Genomic DNA, 17,460 nt, shown 5'->3' on the forward strand with positions numbered 1-17,460 from the left:
CGGCAACCCATCGGTCCAGGTGCTGGGGGTGTTCGGTGGCGCATTCGGCGTGACTGGGGAGTCGTACTGCCCGAAAACGACGGGTAGGACTCCCCAGCCTCGCAGTAGCCGGCCGGATGGCTGAACCTCGTGCACCTGCTGGGGACCGCGGACACCTGATCGGATGTCCGAGGTCCTCAGTTGGTGACCGCAGTACGCCGGGCTCAGCTTCACGCCGGTCGGCAGGCCGCCGTACCCGCAACGTCCGAAGGATCCGAGGGCGTGGTCTCCGGATCGTCGGACGTTAATCACTGCTCGGGGCTAACGTCCGAAGGACACGCGCACCTGGTCTCCGGATCGTCGGACGTTGTGATGGGCGGGACGGCGAATGACCCACACACCGGGCAGGAGAAGGGGTATCCGTTCGATGTGCTGGTTCTCGGCTCAAATAACGAGGGGAGAACCGGCAATCCGAGCGGAGATCCCCTCATTTTCCGCGCGACCAGCACAGCCCGGACGGTCAGCTGAGGGGATATCCCCCGAGTTGGGGGGTTGCCCATCGAGATTTTCAGGGGGCAACCCTCCAACTCGATAGGCAACCCCGGCTGTACCGGCACCGCGCAAGCGCCGGGGTGTGCCCCCAATGGCTGGTCAGTTCGGTTGGGTGGTCGGCCAGGGGGTGGTGGTGACTGTGGTGGTGAAGACGGGGGTGCCGGATTGGGTGATGGTTACTTGGATGGTGTCCTCGGTGGGGGTGGCGGTGACGAAGCAGGGTTGGTCGAATTCGACGTAGCGGAGGAACTTGGTGTCGAAGCGGGTGGTTGCCACTGGGGTCGGGCTGGTGGCCTGGGCTGCTTGGGCGGCTGCTTCGAGGAGGACCATGCCGGGGACGTGGTCGTGGGGGTGGTCGAAGAGGACGCTGTGGGTGGTGTCCACTCGGAGTTGCCAGCTGAGGGGCTGGTCGATGGGAGTCAGTACGACGTTGCGGGTGTCGCTCCGACCCACCAGTGCCGGAGCGACGGGAGCGGTGAGGCGGATTGCCTTGCCGAAGGCTTCCTTCGCGGAGGCGTAGGGGCCTCGGAGGCGGTCGTAGATCGCCGGCGGGTGCGCGCTGTAGCGCACCTCGGCACCGCCGATGCGGTGGCCGTCGCTGACTGCGTCGATGCGGGAGACCAGGTAGACCGAGCCCATCCGGCGGCGGGTGATGCTGGGATGGCTCACCAGGAGGGTGACCTTCTTCGGGCTGGTTTGGATGTCCAGCGCGGTCGGAACAATCCACGAACTGATCTCTTCCCACCCCAGTCGGTGACCGAGTGGAATCGAATGAACACGGTGACTGAGTAAAGCAAGTGCTTGCCGAAGGCTTTCGGTGAAGAGCATTGGTGTGTAATGGTCGCCCTCTGTGTAGAAGACGTGACTCTGTGGCCAGATTGCTGTCACTTCCTGGACGAGATCGGGTAGTTCTCGCCAGTCGGTGACGAGGGCTTCCTCCGATTTGTCCTTGCGGACAAGCGTTTGGATGGGCGGTTCGGCCGGTGGAGCGGCGACGGTCGGAGTCATGGTCATGGCAGGTTTCCCCCCTGTGGGACGACAGGTATGGGACACGGACGGTGGTTCCGCCCAGTGTCCACGTATAAATTAAATAAAGTTGTTCTTTTCGTGAAGTGATTCGGGTCAGATTGCAGGGGAGAGGGTGTCTTCATGGCTCCACGGGTGGTGAAACAGGCGCGCGCCGAGCGGACCCGGGCGGCGGTGATGCTGGCCGCGGCCGAGGTTTTCGCGGAGAACGGGTTCTCCGGGGCCAGTGTCATGAAGATCGCCGACCGCGCCGGAGTGACGCTGGGTGGCGTGTACTTCCACTTCCGTTCCAAGGAGGAGCTGGCCCGGGCGATCGTGGCCGGCCAGCCGGAGTTCGTCGTACCGCCGGAGGGTTCGCACGGCCTGCAGCGGGCGATCGACGTGACCCGGACGTGGGCGCGGCAGCTCGCGGAGAGCCCGATGCTGCGCGCCGGCGCGCGGCTGGTCTGGGAGCAGGACCGATTCATGCCGGCGGGGGAGAACTCGCATCAGCAGTGGACCGGCCTGATGGCGGCCGATCTGCAGTCGGCGGTGGACGACGGCGAGCTGAAGCCCGAGGTGGACATCCAGGCGATCGCCCGGATGATCGTCAACGCCTGCACCGGTGCCCAGATGCATTCGTACGTCGAGACTGCGCACGAGGACCTGGTTGATCGGGTCGAGGAGATCTGGCGCTGCCTGCTCCCGGCCCTCGGGGTGTCCGACGAATGCAAGGGAATCAAGGGGATCGGCCGTGAGTGACGCAGTAGGCACGTTGAGTGGCAGGACGATCATGATCACCGGTGCCTCCAGCGGCATCGGCGCCGCGGCCGCCCGGTGGTTCGCGAGCGAGGGGGCGGCCGTCGTACTGATGGCTCGTCGCAAGGACAAGCTGGAAGAGATCGCCGCAGAGATCCGTACGGCGGGTGGCCGGGTCGAGGTGACTCCGGGCAATGTCATCGACAGCGATGCGGTGGAGCGGGCCGTCGCTACCGCGGTGAGCGCGTTCGGCGGGCTGAATGGTGCCTTCAACAACGCTGGGTGGGGGACGATCGGGACGCTCATCCACGAGACCCCCGACGCGGACTTCGAACGGACCATGGACGTCAACGTCCGCGGCACCTGGAACTGCCTCAGGCATCAGTTGCCGGTGATGATGGAGTCGGGTGGTTCGGTGGTCAACACCTCCAGCACTGCTGGGGAGTTCGCCACTGGTGCAGGGGCGGCCTACGTTGCCGCCAAGCACGCCGTACTGGGGCTGACTCGGGCTGCCGCGGCCGAGTACGGGCAGTACGGCGTACGGATCAACGCGCTGATCGTCGGCACCACGCGCACCGAGTTGATCGAGGAGGCGATTCGCGTCTTCCCGCCGCTGGAGCAGGGAGCGGTCGCCCGGCAGATCCAGCCGCGGATGGCCGAGCCGATCGAGGTGGCCCGGGCCGCGGCCTGGCTGCTCAGCGATCAGGCCTCGTTCGTCACCGGTGGCGCGATCCCGGTCGACGGCGGCGCCAGCGCTATCTAGATCAGCGCCATCCAGAAGATCTGGCCCAGTCCGCTCAGAGTGGCCAGATGGTGACGCCTGGCCACTATATGACCAAGTTTCGTTGACGATAAAAAAAAGATCACTATCATTTTAGTGTCCTGGGGGGACGCTGCCGGTGAGGTCTCGTTGCGACAGGCATGTGAGGTGAGCAGTGGCACAGGGCACAGTGCGCGTTCTCGTGGTCGAAGGGATCTCGGCTGAGATCGAGACCAGACGGCGGGACCTGCGCAGACAGGGATATGCGGTGAGCAGTGTGGACACCGGAGCCAAGGCGTTGCGGGCACACCGGAGTTCCGATTTCGTCTTGCTGGACTTGGATCTTCCCGATATCGACGGGCTCGAGGTGTGCCGGTCGATCCGCGGTGCCGGTGACAAACCGATCATCACGGTCTCCTCTGGTGGGACGGAGACGGACCGGATCCTCGCCCTGCAAGCCGGAGCGGACGATTGTGTGGATGCACGCTGTGGTCCGCGAGAGATGCTGGCCAGGATCGAGGCGGTACTGCGGCGGACGTTGCCGTGCCGTCAACCGGGCCGGGTGATGACGGTGGGCTCGCTGAGCCTCGACGTACAAGCGCATGAAGCGCGGTTGCGCGGTGAGCCGGTCCGCCTGACCGGCAAGGAGTTCGAGCTGTTGCACAAGCTGGCCTCGCATCCCGACGAGCCGGTGTCGCGCAAACAGTTGATGGCCAGTGTCTGGGAGACGAGCTGGGCCGACTCGAGCCGCACGATCGACACCCATGTGCGGAGTCTGCGGGCCAAGCTCGGATCGAGTTCCTGGATCATCACGGTCCGCGGCGTCGGCTACCGGATCGGCAGGGGATAAAGAGGTGCCGTGTCCGCCACGGGAAGACCCCAGGACGGACACGGCACTCTTCGGCGATCAGGCTGCGTTTGGTCGCCGGCTCGGGAAGCCGTGCTTGCGGGCGAGGACGGCAACCAGCAGCACGGGGATGACCAGCACCAGCACGCCCCAGGGGAACGATGCCGGGCCGAGGACCGCGAGCAGGATGCCGCCGACAGCGCCGCCGCCGGCCATGAACGAGTTCCACGTGGTCACCAGGAGAGCCTGCCCCCGATCGCCACCGGCGTCGGTGACGGCCGTCTGCAGCAGCGTCGTGACGCCACCCCAGCTCAGGCCCCAGATGATCATGGCCGCGTACACCACGAGGTCGCTGGTTGGTGCGACTCCGAGCATCGCCGCCGCGAGGACGAACATCGCCGCGGAGCCGATGGTCAGACCGCGCAGCTTGCGGTCGACCAGGGCGCCGGTGACCACGATGCTGACGACCGAGGCGATACCGAAGACCAGCAGTACGACGTCGCGCCGTCCGCCCATGTGGTACTCGTCGAGGAAGGTCGAGATGTAGGTGTAAAGGATGTTGTGGGCAAGCACCCAGGCCGCAACCGTGAACAGTACGGCGACCACGCCCGGAAGCTTGAGTGCCTTGAAGATCGGCTCACGCTGTCCGACCGGCTGGCCCGGTGTGGACGGCACTGACAGACCCATCCAGGCCAGCAGCAGAACCGAGAGTGCAGCCACGATGCCGAAGGTGAGTCGCCAGCCGAAGAGGTTGCCGAGGAACGTGCCGACCGGGATACCCAGGGCCAGCGCGAGGGGGACGCCGGCCATGGTGATCGAGATGGCTCGCCCTTGCAGGTGCGGCGGTGCCAACCGGCGCGCGTAGCCGACCAGCTCGGCCCAGACCGCGGCCGCTGCGATACCGGCCAGCAGGCGGAAGCCCATCGTGAGGACGTAGCTGGACGAGAGCGCGGTGACGACGTTCGCGAGACCGATCATGGCGACCGCGAGCAGCAGCAGCCGCTTGCGGTTCCAGGTGGCGGTCGCCACGGACAACGGGATCGCCGAGATGCCGGTCGCGATAGCATAAATCGTCAGCGACTGGCCCGCTGCGGACTCGCTGACCGACAGGTCACGAGCCATCTCGGGCAGCACGCCGGCGGGTAGGGCCTCGGTCAGGATGCCGACGAACGCCGCAGTGCTCAGCGCCAGCAGCGGTGACCAGGGGAGTTTGTTCCCGCCCCCGACGGGCGGTGGGGAGATCTCAGTCTGGGAAGCAGCCATGGGAGATATACTCAAACCTTCTCATTGATGTGCAGGTCAAGGTCTTTGGACATGTGAGGTGCACCACATGCGGATCGGAACTCTGGCGGAGCGGACCGGGACGTCCCGGCGGCTGTTGCGCTACTACGAGGAGCAGGGCCTGATCGGCTCCCAGCGGTCCGCCAACGGCTACCGGGACTACGCCGAGTCCTGTGTGGACAAGGTGATCCAGATCCGCGGCCTGCTGGACGCCGGACTGCCGACCCGGGTCATCCGGGAGGTCCTGCCGTGTATGGACACGCCCCGGGCGATCCGGATCTCCGCACCCACCGAGGAGACGGTTGCGCTCCTCGAAGGCGAGCGGGACCGGATGACCGAGCGGATCCGCTTCCTCGAGCGCAACCGCGACGCCATCTCCGAGTACCTGGTGGCGGTCCGGGAGGCTCAGGCAGAGGGCGCCCCCCAGACCCCGAACTCGGCCGAGGCCGCCGTCTCCGCCTGACCGGCGTACACGACGTCGTTCGCCAGCACGACACCGTGGCTGGCGATGTCGAAGATGATCCGGTCGCCGTCGGCGATCCGGAAACCCGCGTGCCAGCTGGCCTTGTCCGACCCGAGGAGCAGGTAGTTCACGAGGCCCGGTCGCCGCATCCCGGCGTACCCGAAGAGGTTGTCGACCATGTCCGGGACGCGCTGGAAGATCGCGTCGGCGCCGGCTGAGAAGTCACCCTTCCAGGCCACGGCACCCTCGCGCTCGATGATGATCTGTCCGGTGACGGTGGTCGGCGGTTCGCCGAGGAACAGCCAGGGCGTCAGCGAGGTGTCACAGAGCTTCGCGTACGGCGTCCATCCCCACGGGTTCTGCAGATGCAGCCCGATGTCGTTCAGGTCGTTGCCGAACGTGTAGCCGGCGTAATGCGGGTTGCCGAACTCGTCGTTCACGAAGACCAGCCCGACCTCGGGCTCCTCAAGCAGCTCGATCGAGGTCGACGGGACGGTCAGCGGCTTGCCGTTGGTCTCCAGCCAGGAACCGAACCCCTTGATCAGCCAGTTCGGTGCCTTGAACTCCTCGTCCGGGGCGGGCGGCGCCGGGAACTTGGAGCGGTGCGTGCCCATGAAGCCGGTGACGAGCGAGTTGTTCGAGGCCGGCAACAGCGGCGGCAGGAAGTGGATCTCCGGGTCGTCGGCCGCGACCGTGATCGTGTCGGTCCCGGAGGTCAGCGAGTCCAGCAGCGCTTGGGTGCCGCCACCGGCCAGTACGGCGTTCCGCAGCTGGTCCTCGGCCACCGGGAACAGGGTGACCGGCGCATCGGTCGGCAAGCCCACCCCCGCGTAGCGCCGGCCGCGGAACTCAACTTCGAAGATGACGGTGGACATTGCTCTCCTTGAGTAGTTGGGTCAGGACTTCGGTCAGGCGGTCGATGGACGCCTTGATCCAGGGCAGGGTGAGTGGATCCGGCGCTAAGAGTGCGGCTGAACGCTCGGCGTCGGTCTCGCCGTACAGGCGGCTGGTCGCGGCCCGGATCCGCAGTGAGTGCTGGGGTTCGCCGAACGCCGTGCCGGGCAGCATGGCGACGCCGTACCGGGTGCTGAGCAGTTGAGTGAGTTCGTCGCTGCCGGTGACGCCGAGCTGTCCGCGATGCGGCTCGAAGTCGGGGTAGAGGTAACAGGTGGCTTGGACCGGATCGAGTTCAGCGCCGACCCCGGCGAAGACATCAGCAACAGCCCGTACGACGCGTTCGTGCAACCGGCGTGATGCGGCCACTCGCCGGATCACCTCTGGCGGTTCGGCCAAGGCGTACGCAGCCGCCGCCTGGACGGGAGCCGCCGTACTCGACCAGACCTGGCTCGCGATTCCGATCAGCTTCGTGCGGAGTTCGGCGGTTGGTAGCCGCGCGACACCCAGTCGCCAACCACCGACCGCCAGGTTCTTCGTCAGGCCAGTGGTGACGACTGTGCGTTCCGGGGCATAGATCGCCGGGGAGACGACGGGCGCATAGGCGAGGTCGCAGTAGATCTCGTCGGAGATGATCACCAGGTCCAGTTCGCGCGCCACGTCGGCGAGTTCGCGAACTGTCTCGGGCTTGGCGATCGTCCCTGTCGGATTGTCCGGCAGTGTCACGACGACACCGCGCGGATTGCCGCCGGCTTTGCGAGCCGTGAGCACTGCAGCCCGGAGCTCGGTCGGATCCGGTACGCCGCCTTCCCCGGGGCGCGTCCGTACCGGAATCGACCGCAGTCCGGCGAGCTGAGCCTGCGCGGCGTAGCTCACCCAGGTCGGCACTGGTACGACGACATCGCCGCCGACCGCGAGCATCAGTGCGAACAGCAACGGCTTCGTGCCCGGTCCACAGACCACGTCGGCCGGATCGGTCGGCAGGCCGCGCCGACTCCAGTAGCCCGCCGCAGCCAACCGCAGCTCAGCCGAACCGGCAACTGGCCCATACGCGTTCCGGCCGGCCGCCGCGATCAGGTGCTCGCGCAACTCCGGCAGAACCGGCAGCCCGATCTCACCGGTGGCCAGGAACAACACCTGCTCCCCGGCCAGCCGCCGCCGTTCGAACTCCTCATCGGCGGCCAGCGTGGCTGACATCCTCATGCGTAGAGCTTTCTGAGCTCGACCTTGCGGACCTTGCCAGTAAGGGTTTTCGGCAGGACGTCCACTACCTCGAGGCGCTCCGGATAGAACCTGGGATCTTGCCCGGAGGAACGCAGATGAGTGTGGATCTCCTGCAGAGTCGGCCGAGTGTTGCCCTGAGCAACGGCCACCGCCAGGATCGGGTCGTCGGTGGAGCCGGTGGTACCGACGAGAGCGGCCTCGGTGACCTTCGGGTGCTGGGAGATGACGGCTTCCAGCTCGGCCATCGGTACGACGATGCCGTCGCGCACGATGGTGTCCTTGGCCCGGCCGAGGATCCGGATCCCGCCGCGCCCGTCCTCACGTGCCACGTCGCCGGTGTCGAACCAGCCGTCCTCGGACACCTCGGCGTCGAACACGTCCTGCTGCTTGAAATACCCGAGCGCCTGGGATGCGCCGCGGACCCGCAGCCGGCCGACGGGAGCACGCTTCGACGGGTCGTGGCAGAGGTCGACGCGAATCTCCATCGAGTCGATCGGCCGGCCGTGGCTGTGCGCGGCCCAGTCCTGGTCGTAGTCGAGCCGGGTGATCGTGATCGGCCCGAACTCCGACATCCCCCACACCGAATACGTCCGCGACCCGAACGTCGATCGCATCTCGTCGACGAGTCCCTGGAGAACCGGCGCCGCACCGGTGACCGTGTGCTGAAGGCTCGAGACGTCGTGGGGATCGGCCTGCTGGACCCGGGCAACACCGCTGAGGGTCGGAGGGGGACCGTACAGAAGCGTGGCGCGATAGCGCTCCACGAGGTCCAGCAGGCCGGCTTTGTCGGGACCGTCCTGGAAGGCGACCGTCCCGCCGAGCAAGACGCTGGCGAGCACACCCTGGCCGAAGCCCGAGTAGTGCACCAGCGGTGTGGTGTTCGCGACGACCAGGTCATCGCTGAGCATGAACGCGTCCACATAACCCCGTACGCCGGAATGCACGGTGTTCTGACTGTGGACAACGCCCTTGGAGAACCCCGTCGTACCGGAGGTGAACAGCACGACGAACGGATCGTCCGGCCGTAGCTGGCGACCCTTCAGATCGACTGTGTCTTCCCAGTGTGTGCGGACGAAGTGATCGTGGAACTCAGGGCTGTCGACCAGGAACAGCTGCTCAATCGGCAGGCCGTCGACCGCGGCTGTGGTGATGAAGATCTTGGCCTCGGTGAGCGCCAGCCGATGATGCAGCTCGTCACCCTGACACTCAGGAGCGATCGGAACGATGACCGCGCCGGCCGCCATCGTGGCGAACATCAGCGGCACGATCTCCCACCGGTTCGGCAGCTGGACCGCGACGGTGTCGCCGGGCTCAACCCCTAGCTGTAGAAGGGCTCCTGCAAATCTGTCCGTCAATGTGGACAGCTCCGAGTAGTCGAGCGTGTCGGTGTGGGCCTCGTCGAGACGGCGTCCGGCGATGGCGAGTTTGCGGGGTCGCTCCCGGGCCTGCTTCCGCAGATCGTCGAGGAACGTGTCGTCCCGCCACCAGCCACGACGCCGGTACTCCGCAGTCATCGGCCGCGCTCCGCACGCCGTACGGCGAGAAGCTCGGGCAGCGGGTCGCCCGCGCCGGCCTGGGCAATCTCCAGCAGGGCCTGGGTGTTGAGCTTCACCCGGTTGCCGACCCAGTCGAAGACCCAGGCCTTGCGAGCCTCGGCCTCGAGGTCGAACGGGACGACCCGGGTGACGGCGAGAGCTGCCGACGCGGCTCCACCGATGTTGGCGATCACGCCCGGAACCAGTACGGCGCCGGCCGCGCGCGCCTTCTCCTGGGCCTCGGAGGTGGAGGCGATATTGGCGCCCTCGACAACGAGTTCGGCTCGCAGCCGGTGCACGTTCTCGGCGTTCAGTGCGCGCTTCTGGGCCGCGAGGATCAGCAGATCCGCATCGACATCGAGCCACGCGTCCGATCCACTATCCTGCGTGACGCCATCCGGCAGCCGGGTCCGGTCGATGCGGCCGAACTCGTCGGTGATCGCGATCAGAGCGTCGACCGGCAGCCGGTCCGCACTGATCGTGCCGTCGATATCGGCAACGCCGACGACCACATGTCCGCGCTGCTCCAGGAACTTCGCGACAGCCCGACCGACGGCCCCAAATCCCTGTACGACGACCCGCGCCTGGCCGCGTTGACTCGCCTCCAGGGCGGTCAAGGCGGCGACACCGACACCGTGACCGGTGCAGTCGATCAGCGGCTCGTAGTACGTCCGCCAGTCGATCGGCATGTCCGGAGCGCCGAGGCGGTAGCGCGGATCGTACTTCGCCTCCTCGAAGAAGATCGCCCGGTCGGCCGGGGTCACGCCCATGTCGATGCCGAGGTGGATTCCCCCGTGCAGCAAGGGTTTCACGGTCCGGCCGAAGGTCTTGAACGTCGTCTCCCGGTCGGTGCCGTCGGAGACGATGCCGGCCTTCGCGCCGCCGATCGGCAGGCCGGCCAGGGTGAACTTGTGGGTCATGTCGCGGGCCAGCCCCGCAACCTCCGCCTCGGTGACCCCAGGCGTCATCCGGGTGCCGCCCATCCCGAGGCCGTCGTACAGGGAGTCGATGACGACCCAGCCCTTGAGGTCACCGCCGGCTCCGTTCAGGTGCACGGTGAGGGCGGGCTTGTCCTGCTCAGTCATGCCAGAGTCCTTTGCGTTTAGAGGAAGCGCCTGATTTAAAGAAAGCTTTGGGCGAAACCGCGGAGGATCTCCCGGCCGTCGTCGCGGAACTCCAGGTGGGCCTGGGATCCGAAGATCCGGCCGTCGTCGGAGCGCAGGAACTCGACTGGCGCGTGGTCGGAGCGGCCGATCGACCGGAAGCCGGCCGGTGCCGCCTGCAGGTAGAGGGTGTGCCGGTGGAAGACCGTGACGGTCGGCTTCACGAAGGTGAACAGCGCCTCGCTCTTGTCCACCTCGGCGTCGTGCCCGCCGACCCGCTGCTCGCCCTCGGCCAGCTCCGCGCCTTGGGAGACCGCGATGATCTGCATCCCGCCGCAGATCCCGAAGACCGGGACGTCCGACGTCATGACCAGCTCGATCAGCGGCTTGTAGTACTCGGTGTCGTAGGCCCGGACCTTGGTGCCGCTCAGCACGATCGCCTGGTGGCTGCCGTTCAGTTTCGCCGGCACTTCGGTACTCGAGACGACGTCGGTCGCCGCGCCGAAGTCCTCGAACCGCTTGCGCAGTTGGGGAAGCGACAGGGTTTTGTTGTTCACGACCAGTACGCGGGGTTGCGCCACGGTCACTGCTCCTTCGCTCTCGTGATCACGGTTCCGGTCCGGCCGGCCAGCAGGTCGGAGACGGGGGCGCTGCCGATGACGACCTCGGCCACGCCTTGCTCCAAGGCCTCACCGGCGGCACGCAACTTCTTGCGCATCCCGCCTGTCGCGCCCTTGTCGCGGAAGGCTGCGGCGGCGTCGGCATCGATCCGGGAGACCGGCTGGTCGCCGATCAGTAGGTGCGCTACGTCGGTGACCAGGACGAGGTTGGTGGCGCCGATGGCACCCGCGATGGCCGCAGCCGCGCGGTCGGCATCGGTGTTGACCTCTTGTCCGGCTTCGTTCCTGGCCAGCGGGGTCACCAGGTAGACGTGCCCGGGCCGGAGGTTCTTGAGCACCGTCGGGTCGACCTTGGTGATCGGGCCGACCAGGTTCTCGAGTTCCACCAACTGCTTGCCCTGCCACCACCAGCGCTCGCCCGGTCCGGCGTACACGAGACCGTCGCTGCCGAGCTTCCGCTCGAGCGTGATGCCGCGGTACTCCAACCTGGTGGCGACGTCGTCGGCCATCACCGTGCTGACCGTCTTGATGTCCTCGATCACCTCGGTGGTGGTCCAGCGGCTCTGGTTGCCGTAGCGGTCCCGCAGAATCGCGGACGGGTCGTTGTAGCGCGAGCTGAGCTGCTTGAGCGGCTTCGACCAGCCATGCACCAGTACGACGGGATGCTCCGCCGCGTGCATGGCCAGGTCGTTCCACCACTCGCCGGCGAGGTCGTCGAGGCAGCTGCCACCGAGCTTGATGACGATCGGGATCTCGTTCATGCGGGCATCACCGGCTGCATGGTCAGGCCCGACTCCTCGGGCAGTTCGAACCGCAGGTTGGCGGCCTGGATCGCTTGTCCGGCGGCACCCTTGACCAGGTTGTCGAGCGCTGCGAGCGCCACGATCCGCTGGGACTCCTCGTCGTACAGGACCGTCACGTCGCAGTAGTTGGAACCGAGCACGGCCTGCGGATCCGGGACCGGGATCAGCGTCTCGTTGTGCCGCCGTACGCGGACGAACTGCTTGCCCTTGTAGAAGCGGGTGTACGCCCGGTGCAGGTCCTTCTGGTTGACCTCGGCGTCGGTGAAGACATAGCTGCTCGTCATCAGCCCACGGACATGCGAGACGCCGTACGCCGACATCGACAGCGAACCGATGGTGCCGGGCTTGGCGCGTTCGAAGAAGTCCCGGACCTCACCGGCATGGCGGTGGCCGGTGGGGGAGTACGGGGCGATCGCGCCGTTGCGGAGCGGGTGCAGGTCTGTCTTGCGCATCGACAGACCACCACCGGAGGAACCGCTCTTGCCGTCGATCACAACTGTCTTGAGGTCCAGGCCGAGCTCGAGGGTGAGCGGAGCCAGGGCCAGCGTGATGGAGGTGGCATAGCAGCCGGGCAACGAGATCAGGCCGGCCTGCGGGAGCTGGTCGCCGATCAGCTCGGGGACGCCGTACACGAAGCGGTCGGCGAGTTCGGTGCTTCGGTTGACCTTCGGGTACCAGCGATCGTGGAGTTCGGTGGTGCGGATCCGGAAGGCGCCGCTGAGGTCGATGATCGCGGGGATCTTGTCGGCCAGCAGCTCGGCGAGTTGAGCTGAGACCGGTGCGGGGGTGGCCAGGAACAGTACGTCGACCTTGTTGGCGATGTCCTCGGTCACCGGCTGGACCGTCAGTCCGAGGTCCATCCGCAGCCCGGGATGCAACTCGGCAGGACGGCGGCCGATGGCGGAAGAGCCGCCGAGGAACGTGAGCTCCAGCTCGGGATGCTGGACGATCAGTCGGATCAGGTCGCCGCCGGCCAGCCCGGAGGCACCGACGATTCCGGCCCGGATCATCCGAGCACCTCCTCAAGGTAGTTGCCGATGGCCACTGCCACGTTGACCCCGGTCGCGGTGGCGACGCCCCGGAAGCCCGGTGCGTGGTTCACCTCGTTCACGACGTAGCCCTTCGGCGTACGGAACAGGTCGACGCCGTAGATGCCGGGGCCGAGGACGTCGAGCACGCCGCTCACGATCTTGGCGACGTACGGGTCGTCCGCTGCGGCGTGACTGGTGTTGCCGAGGGCGGCGTTGTTGCGCCAGTCCTCGCCGCCGGTGCTGAACTCGGCGACCCCGACGAGCTCGTTGCCGACGACCAGGCAGCGCACGGAGGCGCCGCCGGCCAGGAACGGTTCGACCAGGCAGGCCTGCTCGAACGCGTGGCCGAGGTCCTCGACGTAGTCGTAGACCGAGTTGGCCAGATCCGAGTCGCGGATCAACGTGACCCGCTTGCCCATCCCGCCGTACACGGGCTTGAGGACGACGGGCAGCTCGAACTCCGTGAGGGCCTTGGCGAAGTCGGACCGCGAGAACACCATCCGGAAGTCCGGGACCGGGATCCCGGCCTTGCGCAGTGCGGTCCGGAGGACGGCCTTGTTCTCGCAGAGGTTGATGGCGTGCGCCGAGTTGATCACCCGGGTGCCGGACTCCTCGGCCAGGGTGGCGATCAGGCCACCCCGGGTGTAGCTCCGGCTGCGCAGCAGTACGGCGTCGAAGCCGGCCAGCGCCGAGGCATCCGGATCACCCAGGCAGAGCGACTCGTCGTTGATCCACTCGACGGACAGGCCCAGCTCGGGCCCGGCCTGGATCAGCTGCCGCTCCTCCCAGGCGATCCGGTCCGCGACGATCGCGATGGACTTCGTCGGCATCTCACTGCCCCCAGTCGCGCAACTGCACCTCGACCATCGACAGCCGGAGCTGGCCGTCGTCGATGCCCTCGACGCGCAGCGTCAGCATGCACTCGGGGCAGGAGAAGGTCTCTCCCTGGACGAGCGGGGGAACGGTCAGGTCGGTCTCACACTCGGGGCAGACACCGGAAAGGGTGGCGGTGGACATCTGGTGAACTCCAATTGATGAGTAGGAGGATTTCAGGCGGACTGGAAATCGACGGCGGCCTTGCGGATGCCGTCGCGGTCGAGCAAATGGCGGCCGGTCTCTTCCTGCCGCGTGATCAGCCACGGTGTGAATTCATCGACGTCGACCGTGAGGTCGGAATCCTTCAGTGCCCATTTGACGAGTGCGGGTGTCAGGCGGGTCCGAACCAGCAATTCGCGGGAATTGCCGACCATTTCCGCCGGAAGGGTTTCGTAGGCCTCCGGGTTGGTGAGCTGCCCCGGCAATTCGTAGGCGAAGGCGTTCGGTGACGTCGGCCCGGACTGGAACGCCGTACCGAGGCCTGCGCCGCGCAGCGCGACCTTGGACAGCTCGGTCAGGTGGGACAGATCGAAGCGGTCGTCGCCGTGCACGATGCGCAGCGCCATCAGCAGCTCGGCCAGGGGTGCGTTGCCGCCCCGCTCGCCGATGCCGCCGACGGTCGCGGAGATCCACTGGGCGCCGGCCCGGACCGCGGCGAGCGAGTTCGCCACGGCCATTCCCAGCATGTTGTGCGAGTGGATCTCGATCTCGGCGCCGTCGATCTCGGTGAGGCTCGCGATCTGGTCCTGCATCTGCCACGGCGACAGGTAGGCGACCGTCTCGGCTACCCGGAACCGGTCGGCGCCGACCGCGAAACCGGCTGTGACATAAGGAACCAGGCGCTCCTTGGGCGTGCGGGCGCCGTCCTCGCCGCTGAAGGTGACGTGGAAACCACGGTCCTTGGCCTGGGTGATGGCCGACTTCGCCAGCGCCTCGAGGAAACGCGGGCTGGGCGATCCGAGCTTGAGCTTCGCGTGCTGCTCCGAGGTCGGGATCGAGTACATGATGTGGTGGACGCCGAGCCGCTGCGCCTCGTCCAGGGCGGTGGCCACCTGCTGGCGATCACGGACCACGACGAGCGACATACTGCGCTCCGGCCCGATCGCCTCGTGGGTGGCCTCGATCAGGTCCGCGTCCTTGCTGTTCGGGCCCGAGATCATGCCGACCTCGACGAGCTCGATCCCGGTCTTCACCAGCAGGTCGGCGATCACCGCCGCGTCCTGCGGGCCGAATTCGACACCGGCCATATGTGCCGAATCCCGCAAAGTGGCGTCGGACAATCGGGGCCGGATTTGCTGCCTACTTACCGCTCGTTCCATTGCTTTTGTGCTCCCTTGGCTGGGGTGGCGGATTTCCGGCCGCGGGGCAGCCCCGACATCGAGAGAGCGGGGCGGCTTCGCGAGCTGTTCACAACCTTGCGGCGGCCGGGACAGGCGGGGCAAGCAGGTCTGTGTCAAGGATTGTGGAGCCTTGTGAGGCTGCGCGAGCGTGCGTGTCGAAATCTGCCGAGCGGTGGTTTTCTGTGACGATTCCCGCTCTGCTGGAGATTCACGGCTACGTTTCTTGAAATCATCCTGCCTGCGTTTGTGAAGGGAAGGGATTCAGCGTGCTTCCGAAATTCCCTGGTGACAGCAGTGACGGTGCCTCGTCGGTGATCGAGCAGGTCCGGCAGTTGGCCGGCCACCTCGCTCGGCCGACCGCGGCCAGCCGCGATCGGCACCGCGAATGGGACGAGACCCTGTTCAAGGCCCTGACGGTTCCGGGCACCTTCGGTGGCGGGCTGACCGCCGTACAGACGTGTGCGTTACTGACGGCGTTGGGGGAGGGGTCGCAGGATCCTGGGCTGGCGCTGGCTGTGACAACCCATGCAGTGCTGGTGACTGTGCCGCTGCGGACCTTCGGGACCCAGGTGCAGCGCGATCGCTACCTGCCGCCGATTGCTGCGGGTGATTGGATCGGCGGACTGTCTTTGCTGCAGACCTCCGGTGGTCCCGTGACCGTGACGGCCCGGGCCGCCGGTCCGGACTGGCTGCTCTCCGGGACGCTGGATTTGGTTGCCCTCGGCCCCAAAGCTCATCACTTCCTGGTCATTGCCGAGCACAGCACCGGATCGCGGACCGCGTTCTTGATCGATGCGGACACTCCTGGTCTGGAGGTCGAGGAGTCCACGCCGGCCGCACTCCTCACTTGCCCGTGGGGCCGAATCGTCCTCGACAACTGCCAAGTGCCTGCCGCCGCCGTCCTGGGTTCGGTCGGCGCCGCTGCCACTGAGGTCGAGCCACTCCTCGCGACTCTCGACTGGATCTTCGTCAGTGCCGCGTGGCTCGGCGTCCTCCGTGCCTTGGCGACCGGGTCGCTCGCCGCAGCCCGCACTCGGGTGCTCCACGGTGCGCAGCTCCTGGACTCTCAGTCCGCCCGCTTCACGCTCGCCGACCTGAACATCCAGAACGAACTCGTCGCCGGTCTGCTCACCCAGGTCGCTAGCGGCCTCGACGAATCCACGCCGACCGCTTACCAGGACGCCGCGTCGGCTCGCCTGTTCGCGACGACCGCCGTACGGGCTGTCACTGAGGCGGCCGCCGAGCTTGCCGGTCCGGTGAGTGATGACTTGGTCGACCGTGCGTACCGCGATGCCCGCTTCTTTGTCTCGTCCGGCGGCGGCGCCGAAGTCCTGCGCCCCGTGATCGCCGCGTCGATTGTTGAGGACTGATCATGACGACTACCTATGACGGCATCGCCGGCCGGGCCGCTCAGGTCGACGCCACCGGCACGATCCCCACCGAGAACTGGCAGGAACTCGTTGCCAGCGGCTACTTCGGCGTCTTCCACCCCACTGAGTTTGGTGGGACCGGCGGTGATGCGGCGGCACAGTTCGCTGCCATGGAAGCCCTGGCCCGCGCTTGCTCCGGCACGTATTGGTCGGCCACCGTCTCCGCCTTGCTCTGCGGCAATCTGCTGCGTACCTACGGCAACGAGAAGCACCACGATCTGGTCCGCTCGCTCGTCACTGGTGAGCGCTTGGCCGCGTTCGCGATCGTCGAGACAGCGGCTGGCAGTGACGCATCCACCTATCAAACGCTGGTACGCCGTACTGGCGACGGGTTCACCATCAGCGGCGAGAAGTCCAGGATCACCAACGCCCCACGCGCCGACCTGGCCGTCACCCTCGCCCGCCGTGAGGTGGTCGACGACGGTCCCGAATGGTGCCTGGCCTTCGTCGAACTCGACCAGCCCGGCGTCCGCCGCTACGACATCCCGCACATGGGCCTCCGCGGAATGCCCTGGGGCGGCATCGTCTACACCGATGCCCACGTCGACGAGGCCAACGTCATCCCCGTCCCGTTCACCGAACTCGCCGAAGGCATGACCTGGGGCTGGCTCCTCGTCTCCATCGCCGCCATCGCCACCGCCGAATCCGCACTGGCCGCCTCGGTCCGGCACGCGAAACAGCGCATCTCGTTCGGCCGCCCCCTGGCCCACATGGAAGGCGTCCAAGCCCAACTGGCCGACTCCCGAGCCCAACTCGACGCCGCCCGCGTCCTGGCCGTCCGAGCCGCCACCCAACGCGTCGCCGGCCACTCCGCCAAAGACCTCATCGGCATGCTCAAGGTCTACGCCACCGAACTAGCCGTCGAGGTCACCCAACGTGCCGTCCAGATCCACGGCGCCACCGGCGTAACCCAAGGCCACGAGGTAGAACGCCACTACCGAGACGCCCAGATGAACGT

19 protein-coding genes are annotated in these 17,460 nt (G+C 67.0%); 6 read left to right on the forward strand and 13 right to left on the reverse strand.

The features are described from left to right. Positions 1 to 291 (reverse strand): hypothetical protein (locus tag E1261_RS46580; protein ID WP_238176563.1); only part of this gene is annotated, 291 nt, incomplete at its 3' end. A gap of 339 nt (positions 292 to 630) precedes the next feature. Beyond that, positions 631 to 1,545, reverse strand: coding sequence for a ScbA/BarX family gamma-butyrolactone biosynthesis protein (locus E1261_RS32370; RefSeq protein ID WP_202875211.1), 915 nt, complete (start codon positions 1,543 to 1,545; stop codon positions 631 to 633). A gap of 135 nt (positions 1,546 to 1,680) precedes the next feature. On the opposite strand from E1261_RS32370, the gene E1261_RS32375 reads away from it, so the two are divergent. The 3 genes from E1261_RS32375 to E1261_RS32385 all read left to right on the forward strand — a co-directional run bounded on the left by E1261_RS32375 (position 1,681) and on the right by E1261_RS32385 (position 3,905). Further along, complete coding sequence (locus E1261_RS32375) at positions 1,681 to 2,298, forward strand: ScbR family autoregulator-binding transcription factor (RefSeq protein ID WP_132413331.1); 618 nt, start codon at positions 1,681 to 1,683, stop codon at positions 2,296 to 2,298. Next, positions 2,291 to 3,058: an SDR family NAD(P)-dependent oxidoreductase gene (locus E1261_RS32380; protein WP_202875213.1), complete on the forward strand. Its 768-nt coding sequence runs from the start codon at positions 2,291 to 2,293 to the stop codon at positions 3,056 to 3,058. Before E1261_RS32375 ends, E1261_RS32380 begins: the two co-directional genes overlap by 8 nt. Before the next feature lie 172 nt (positions 3,059 to 3,230). Then, positions 3,231 to 3,905, forward strand: coding sequence for a response regulator transcription factor (locus E1261_RS32385; RefSeq protein ID WP_202875215.1), 675 nt, complete (start codon positions 3,231 to 3,233; stop codon positions 3,903 to 3,905). A 57-nt stretch (positions 3,906 to 3,962) separates the two neighbouring features. On the opposite strand, the gene E1261_RS32390 is transcribed toward E1261_RS32385, so the two are convergent. After that, entirely contained in the window at positions 3,963 to 5,165 is a 1,203-nt protein-coding gene (locus E1261_RS32390) for an MFS transporter (RefSeq protein WP_132413333.1), read from the reverse strand. A gap of 67 nt (positions 5,166 to 5,232) precedes the next feature. Here E1261_RS32390 and E1261_RS32395 point away from each other — a divergent pair, with 67 nt between their 5' ends. Next, on the forward strand, positions 5,233 to 5,646 hold the full coding sequence (locus E1261_RS32395; RefSeq protein WP_132413335.1) for a MerR family transcriptional regulator: 414 nt from the start codon (positions 5,233 to 5,235) through the stop codon (positions 5,644 to 5,646). Here E1261_RS32395 and E1261_RS32400 read toward each other — a convergent pair. The 10 genes from E1261_RS32400 to E1261_RS32445 are packed head-to-tail and all read right to left on the reverse strand — an operon-like array spanning position 5,589 to position 15,051. Next, positions 5,589 to 6,521, reverse strand: a complete 933-nt coding sequence (locus E1261_RS32400) for a fumarylacetoacetate (FAA) hydrolase (protein ID WP_132413337.1) — start codon at positions 6,519 to 6,521, stop codon at positions 5,589 to 5,591. The two genes, E1261_RS32395 and E1261_RS32400, sit on opposite strands and share 58 nt — an antisense overlap. Further along, positions 6,496 to 7,743, reverse strand: a complete 1,248-nt coding sequence (locus E1261_RS32405) for a pyridoxal phosphate-dependent aminotransferase (protein WP_202875217.1) — start codon at positions 7,741 to 7,743, stop codon at positions 6,496 to 6,498. The genes E1261_RS32400 and E1261_RS32405 overlap by 26 nt, the downstream gene beginning before the upstream one ends. Next, positions 7,740 to 9,278 (reverse strand): AMP-binding protein, encoded by a 1,539-nt coding sequence (locus E1261_RS32410; protein ID WP_132413339.1) that lies wholly within the window; start codon positions 9,276 to 9,278, stop codon positions 7,740 to 7,742. Before E1261_RS32410 ends, E1261_RS32405 begins: the two co-directional genes overlap by 4 nt. Further along, on the reverse strand, positions 9,275 to 10,384 hold the full coding sequence (locus E1261_RS32415) for a Glu/Leu/Phe/Val dehydrogenase dimerization domain-containing protein (RefSeq protein WP_132413341.1): 1,110 nt from the start codon (positions 10,382 to 10,384) through the stop codon (positions 9,275 to 9,277). Before E1261_RS32415 ends, E1261_RS32410 begins: the two co-directional genes overlap by 4 nt. Before the next feature lie 35 nt (positions 10,385 to 10,419). Then, entirely contained in the window at positions 10,420 to 10,983 is a 564-nt protein-coding gene (locus E1261_RS32420; protein WP_132413343.1) for a glutamine amidotransferase-related protein, read from the reverse strand. A gap of 2 nt (positions 10,984 to 10,985) precedes the next feature. Further along, positions 10,986 to 11,783, reverse strand: coding sequence for an amino acid kinase family protein (locus tag E1261_RS32425; protein ID WP_132413345.1), 798 nt, complete (start codon positions 11,781 to 11,783; stop codon positions 10,986 to 10,988). After that, positions 11,780 to 12,835, reverse strand: coding sequence for an N-acetyl-gamma-glutamyl-phosphate reductase (argC, locus tag E1261_RS32430; RefSeq protein ID WP_132413346.1), 1,056 nt, complete (start codon positions 12,833 to 12,835; stop codon positions 11,780 to 11,782). Before argC ends, E1261_RS32425 begins: the two co-directional genes overlap by 4 nt. Further along, the gene (locus E1261_RS32435; protein WP_132413348.1) at positions 12,832 to 13,686 is read right to left on the reverse strand and encodes an ATP-grasp domain-containing protein; all 855 of its coding nucleotides are present in this window, start codon (positions 13,684 to 13,686) and stop codon (positions 12,832 to 12,834) included. Before E1261_RS32435 ends, argC begins: the two co-directional genes overlap by 4 nt. A 1-nt stretch (position 13,687) precedes the next feature. Continuing rightward, on the reverse strand, positions 13,688 to 13,873 hold the full coding sequence (locus E1261_RS32440; protein ID WP_132413350.1) for a lysine biosynthesis protein LysW: 186 nt from the start codon (positions 13,871 to 13,873) through the stop codon (positions 13,688 to 13,690). Between the two features lie 32 nt (positions 13,874 to 13,905). Further along, positions 13,906 to 15,051, reverse strand: coding sequence for a LeuA family protein (locus tag E1261_RS32445; RefSeq protein WP_132413352.1), 1,146 nt, complete (start codon positions 15,049 to 15,051; stop codon positions 13,906 to 13,908). A gap of 287 nt (positions 15,052 to 15,338) precedes the next feature. Between E1261_RS32445 and E1261_RS32450 the strand changes: the two genes are divergently transcribed. Together E1261_RS32450 and E1261_RS32455 are read left to right on the forward strand one after the other, a co-directional pair. Then, positions 15,339 to 16,442 (forward strand): acyl-CoA dehydrogenase family protein, encoded by a 1,104-nt coding sequence (locus E1261_RS32450; protein ID WP_132413354.1) that lies wholly within the window; start codon positions 15,339 to 15,341, stop codon positions 16,440 to 16,442. Positions 16,443 to 16,444: 2 nt separating this feature from the next. Continuing rightward, on the forward strand, positions 16,445 to 17,460 hold a 1,016-nt coding region (locus E1261_RS32455), incomplete at its 3' end, for an acyl-CoA dehydrogenase family protein (RefSeq protein ID WP_132413356.1).

Origin of the sequence: Kribbella albertanoniae, from assembly GCF_004348455.1 — a bacterium.
GTDB classification, from domain to species: domain Bacteria; phylum Actinomycetota; class Actinomycetes; order Propionibacteriales; family Kribbellaceae; genus Kribbella; species Kribbella albertanoniae.

What these genes read in the sequence shown, in the direction of transcription:
- E1261_RS32370 (WP_202875211.1), bottom strand. Translation starts at nt 1,545, where the DNA reads ATGACCATGACTCCGACCGTCGCCGCTCCACCGGCCGAACCGCCCATC.
- E1261_RS32375 (WP_132413331.1), top strand. Translation starts at nt 1,681, where the DNA reads ATGGCTCCACGGGTGGTGAAACAGGCGCGCGCCGAGCGGACCCGGGCG.
- E1261_RS32390 (WP_132413333.1), bottom strand. Translation starts at nt 5,165, where the DNA reads ATGGCTGCTTCCCAGACTGAGATCTCCCCACCGCCCGTCGGGGGCGGG.
- E1261_RS32395 (WP_132413335.1), top strand. Translation starts at nt 5,233, where the DNA reads ATGCGGATCGGAACTCTGGCGGAGCGGACCGGGACGTCCCGGCGGCTG.
- E1261_RS32400 (WP_132413337.1), bottom strand. Translation starts at nt 6,521, where the DNA reads ATGTCCACCGTCATCTTCGAAGTTGAGTTCCGCGGCCGGCGCTACGCG.
- E1261_RS32405 (WP_202875217.1), bottom strand. Translation starts at nt 7,743, where the DNA reads ATGAGGATGTCAGCCACGCTGGCCGCCGATGAGGAGTTCGAACGGCGG.
- E1261_RS32410 (WP_132413339.1), bottom strand. Translation starts at nt 9,278, where the DNA reads ATGACTGCGGAGTACCGGCGTCGTGGCTGGTGGCGGGACGACACGTTC.
- E1261_RS32415 (WP_132413341.1), bottom strand. Translation starts at nt 10,384, where the DNA reads ATGACTGAGCAGGACAAGCCCGCCCTCACCGTGCACCTGAACGGAGCC.
- E1261_RS32425 (WP_132413345.1), bottom strand. Translation starts at nt 11,783, where the DNA reads ATGAACGAGATCCCGATCGTCATCAAGCTCGGTGGCAGCTGCCTCGAC.
- argC (WP_132413346.1), bottom strand. Translation starts at nt 12,835, where the DNA reads ATGATCCGGGCCGGAATCGTCGGTGCCTCCGGGCTGGCCGGCGGCGAC.
- E1261_RS32435 (WP_132413348.1), bottom strand. Translation starts at nt 13,686, where the DNA reads ATGCCGACGAAGTCCATCGCGATCGTCGCGGACCGGATCGCCTGGGAG.
- E1261_RS32440 (WP_132413350.1), bottom strand. Translation starts at nt 13,873, where the DNA reads ATGTCCACCGCCACCCTTTCCGGTGTCTGCCCCGAGTGTGAGACCGAC.
- E1261_RS32445 (WP_132413352.1), bottom strand. Translation starts at nt 15,051, where the DNA reads ATGGAACGAGCGGTAAGTAGGCAGCAAATCCGGCCCCGATTGTCCGAC.